Here is a 4857-nt window from a genome sequence, read left to right on the forward strand (position 1 = left end):
CGTTGGTCAAGTGGTTAAGACACCGCCCTTTCACGGCGGTAACACGGGTTCGAATCCCGTACGGGTCATACATAAGAAATATAAAAAAGCTAAGTACATTGACTAGTACTTAGCTTTTTTGCTCGTTTGCCTTAATAGAGTTATAATATTGGTTATGTTTAAAAAGAAGCCCGTTTTTACCTTCTTCGGTTTGATGAACTTTTCTTGTGACGTTCAAGTTTAAGTTAACGACCTTTGCAAGAATTCCCCCGAATAACTTCGAGTCATATGGCAAAATGCGGAAAATTGGTTCAATAGGCATAAAATAGTCTGTAAATCACCGTTCACTTAACTAATCTTACTATTTCCTTGAACTAGGGAGTTTCTCGACTACTCGTTTCTTCTATAAGTAAATCTTTTCGTTCCAAAAGCTTTTGCATCTATAATAATGGTAAGAGGCGTAAACCTTCGTGCTAGTATTAATTAGCTGCATTATAGTCGCTTCCTCCCTCAAAGCTATTTAAGCAACGGTAGACATGATTTTATAATGACATAGGCTGTTTTGCATCACAGCAAGAATACATCTCAATAGAAGGGGAAGATTTGTTTCTTTTTGAGCAGTTCCCTGTCACTACAACTTCTATTGAACGAAAATTGCGTAACGTAAGTATTCATCATTGATTGCCATGCCTGCTTTTTCAACATAGCTTTAAAAAATCCTTCCATGTTCCAATCCTATATACTCCTCGTATCGTAGTTGATCGCTAATTCGTTTAATTTTGAGAAAGAGTCCTTATGTTGATCTGCTATCTTTTCTTGTAATTTAGCGACCCTTAGGCATTGTTTTTACATCATGCCGTTTTCTTCTATTTGGGAAAGAAGTTGTTGTCGTTTCTTTTTCTATCCATTTTTAGCATAAAGACTATCCGGCAAACTTTAAACCCGCCATTTTTTTGATTTATCCGGCTTTTCTTTCTTGATTATAACCGAAAAAACGGAAACGAATTATATCCTTTACTTTTTTGATATTGTACGAAATGTCAATTTATAATTGGACGGCTTTCGCGGAAGCTGTTTAACTTTCCTCATAATATTCTCATTAACTATATTCGTTATATATGGATACAAGTGGCTCTTCAGCAAAAGTTGGGGATGACAAAACTTCATGCCAAAGCGAGTTGATTGGAATGGAAGGGAGGCGAGTGTTCGTGCTGACGGTTTCACCTTTCGCACTGAAAAAACACCAGCTGACGGCTAGCGCCTTTCGCTATAAGATTTTCTCTGTAACGAAAGCATTAGCGACAGTCACAAGCAAGCTTCGGGCGAGAACAGCAAAATTTATGTTGCGGCGAAAGCGAAGCGGCAGGAGCACCGAGGGAGAGACTAGGAACAAAAGCTAAGTAGGCCACGTCTTGGGGCAACGCTTTAGTGACCAACATCGTGTTGGCCTCGTGTCTACTGAAAGCGTCCGACCCGCAATGGAAATCAAACCCATGTTATGGTGTTGAACGATACAAATAGTAAAATTGTTTTAACTTGAATCAATTTCATAAATCGACTTTTTCAAGAGCTTAGACTGCTCCTATATCAAAACTTACGTTTTTTAAAATTATGCTACTTGCTGTTGTGCTTGTAATAATACATTCATGCGATCGACGGCTAATTTGCAGGCATTATAAATAAACGTCACTAGTTGGAAATGGAGCTTCGCTTTTCTACCTGTTCGGTGACGGACGTTATTTAATTGGAAATATTCTTTTAAGTAGGCATTCACGCGTTCAACGGCTGTACGTTCTTTGTACAGTTTCGTCCATAATGCGGAGCCTCTTGCTGGGTACGTATACTTGCGAATATCCGTTTCACACTTGATTTTATAGACTTTTTGACACAGTGAATCCTCGCGTAATGGACACGTTGCACATTCTTTTGGACGTGTAAATTTCAAGCTTTTATATTTCTCGTCAAAGCTGTCGTAACAGTAGCTATGTTCTCGTACACACGTAGGTCGGAAATGTTCATCAAAGCCTACAAGTTCAGATTCGTTGCGTTTCACATAAGGAATGACTGCTTTCATATCTTGATTGAAGATTTGGCGATAAATCGCTTCATAGTCATATCCCGCATCGAAAATAGCGGTTGTAAATTGATTTGGCACAACTTCTTCTACCTTTTTTAATAGAGGAATCGCCGCTTTACTATCACTTAAATTGCCAGACGACATCAAGCATGCCACGATGTACTGACTTTTCGTTGAGACAGCCAAATGTCCTTTGTATCCGAACCAGAACGTATTTTTTCCGTCACTATTCTTCTTCACGCCCCACTTCGGTTCAATAGGCATGTCTTGTATAAGGGTTGCGATCGGGATTGTTAATTGAGCTGCTAATTTCTTTTCATACGTTGTGAGATTCGCTTCGATTTCTGCTTGTTCTAAGAGCCAAGCCTCACGCTCTTCTTTCGATTTACGTCCGCGTTTTTTAGGTGCTTTTTCTTTTTTCTCAGATGGTTTGGACGCATCACGTGCCTCAAAATGTGTCGCGTCATAACTAACGTGTTCATCAGCTAAAAATCCTTCTGTAAAAGCAGATTGAATGAGGTCATCATTCATTTGACGAAAGACATCTGATTGGCTGATCATGTCGACCATTCGTGAATAAGAAGCTTCAGATGGCACTGAATCGGATAATAGAAAGCCACAATCTAATCGAAAAATAAGATCATATTTTAGCCGTTTCACTAAATCTTTTACGGTTGGAATACGTTCGACAATACGAATCGCTAATGATTGAATCATCGCACCGTAGTTTAACTCTCGCGGCGCACCGTACATGGTTGTTTTACGGAACAGTTGGAAAATCGGCTGTAGGTCGAAAGTGGCCAAAATCGCATCAAAACGATGAGAACTTTCCATTTCCATTAATTCTTGGATGTCAAACAGACGCATTTGTTTTATAATGGTCATAGGGTATTCACCTCAGGGATAATTTTGGTTTGGTCACTTAAATTATACCAAATTGGGGAGGTGCCCTTTTTTTATTGTGTTGAAACCCTTGGGAGACAAGGGATTGGAGTTATGAAATTAACTCACTTACAAGAAAATTGCGTATAAAATAATAAAGACATAAAAAAATGCAAATCGTTTTCTCAATAAATGAATCATATTAACGTGGCAATGATACAATATAGGATTTTTGAAGGGAATATATAATTTGCACCGAAATAGATTTTAAAGAATGAGGTTGAGGAGGAGGGATATGGGATGTCTGACATAAGAAATGATATAAAAAAATAAGCGATGAAATAATACAAAGAAATGGGCGAAATTTGGCTCAAGGGAAATATATTAACTATTGAAAGTGCAATAGCCTTTGCTAGGGAGGAATGGAATAAATAAAGCACCCAAAGTAAAATTCCCTTTTGAACTAATAGGGGCAACAAACATCTTATACAAGCTTTCAAACGCCAATTCAGTAATTTTCAGATTTAAACTGGCGGGTAATTCAGTAGTATAAGAATTAATATCGTAAAAAGGATAATAAAATTAGTCTTATTGATGGGGGTTATGAAATGCATATTAAAACTAAAAGGTTATTGATACGTAAATTTGAATTAAAAGATTTGCAAGCAGTATATGAATATACATCGGATAGGAATGTTATGAAATACATACCTGAAGGCGTTTTTACTGAAGAAACTGCAAAAGAGTTTATAAGCCTGAATATGAACGATAAAGCTGAAAAATTCGCTGTCGTATTGAAAGATAATAATATTCTAATTGGGCATATCTTTTTTGGGAAATATTTTGGTGAACATACATATGAAATCGGCTGGGTGTTCAATCCGAAATATTACAATAAAGGTTATGCTTCTGAAGCAGCAAAAGCAATGTTGGAGTTTGGCTTTGAAAAAATGAAGTTACATAGGATTATAGCAACTTGCCAGCCTGAGAATATCCCATCGTATCGAGTTATGGAGAAGATTGGAATGAGAAGGGAAGGCAATTTTAAAAAATGCATTCCAAACGAAAATGAGTGGTGGGATGAGTATTATTATGCCATTTTAGAAGAAGAATGGAGATTAAATGCAATTAACAATTAAGTATCAAAGAATATATGAAATAAAACACTCTAAACATTGAAATGATAAAGTTTAGAGTGTTATATGTATTGCCCCGCGCATAAATCAATATGCAAATTGCAACAGTAATTGAGCTATCCAGAAAAATTCTTAAGCTATTTATCCGATATAGTATAACTGAAATGATGATAGTGCAGATGTTAGTAAAGAAAAATATTTAATTAATTTAGCCGCTAAAGACGAATTTACTTTACCTGAACCAATTGTGGTGTTTGTAAATGCTGTAGTTTTAAATTTGAGAAATCAGCAAATGCTATTTACTTTGAAATTGTTAAACCTAATAAAGTTGTAGAAGTAATTATTAGAGGTATCCCTAAAGAAAATAACATCCTAAAAAAATTCAACGTAATAAAAATTATATTTACATAGTTTATTAAAGATATATTAGATTAAAAATCATTCAAATAAATTATTATTTATAAAAAAAGCACAAACAACTCTTGAAAAAAACGGATAATCATATTAAAATTTCGTTATGCTAAGTAATCGTTTACATTAGCCAACAAGGCTAGTTAATGGCAAATTTAGAAAAAAACATTATTTTATAAAATAGTTTCAAAAAAGGTATTGCATTATAGAAAGAATACTGATATTATAAATCTTGTCCTTATGAGAAAGGACGAGCGGTTACAAACTACAAACATGTAATTCGCAAAATTCCCATTGGAGGATTAGCTCAGCTGGGAGAGCACCTGCCTTACAAGCAGGGGGTCGGCGGTTCGAGCCCGTCATCCTCCACCA

Annotated in this window: 2 protein-coding genes and 1 tRNA gene; 2 read left to right on the forward strand and 1 reads right to left on the reverse strand. The window is 35.9% G+C overall.

The features are described 5' to 3' along the window. Positions 1-1588 precede the first annotated feature (1588 nt). The gene (locus ACTHOQ_RS18615) at positions 1589-2941 is read right to left on the reverse strand and encodes a transposase (RefSeq protein WP_440497676.1); all 1353 of its coding nucleotides are present in this window, start codon (positions 2939-2941) and stop codon (positions 1589-1591) included. Between the two features lie 605 nt (positions 2942-3546). Between ACTHOQ_RS18615 and ACTHOQ_RS18620 the strand changes: the two genes are divergently transcribed. Beyond that, positions 3547-4077 (forward strand): GNAT family N-acetyltransferase, encoded by a 531-nt coding sequence (locus ACTHOQ_RS18620; RefSeq protein ID WP_440497677.1) that lies wholly within the window; start codon positions 3547-3549, stop codon positions 4075-4077. Between the two features lie 704 nt (positions 4078-4781). After that, positions 4782-4857: transfer RNA gene (locus ACTHOQ_RS18625), tRNA-Val, on the forward strand.

This window comes from Solibacillus silvestris (genome assembly GCF_051967575.1).
GTDB lineage: Bacteria > Bacillota > Bacilli > Bacillales_A > Planococcaceae > Solibacillus > Solibacillus silvestris_B.

Bases quoted from the DNA above. Each gene is read 5' to 3' on its own strand.
- ACTHOQ_RS18620 (WP_440497677.1), top strand. From the start codon at position 3,547: ATGCATATTAAAACTAAAAGGTTATTGATACGTAAATTTGAATTAAAA.
- ACTHOQ_RS18615 (WP_440497676.1), bottom strand. From the start codon at position 2,941: ATGACCATTATAAAACAAATGCGTCTGTTTGACATCCAAGAATTAATG.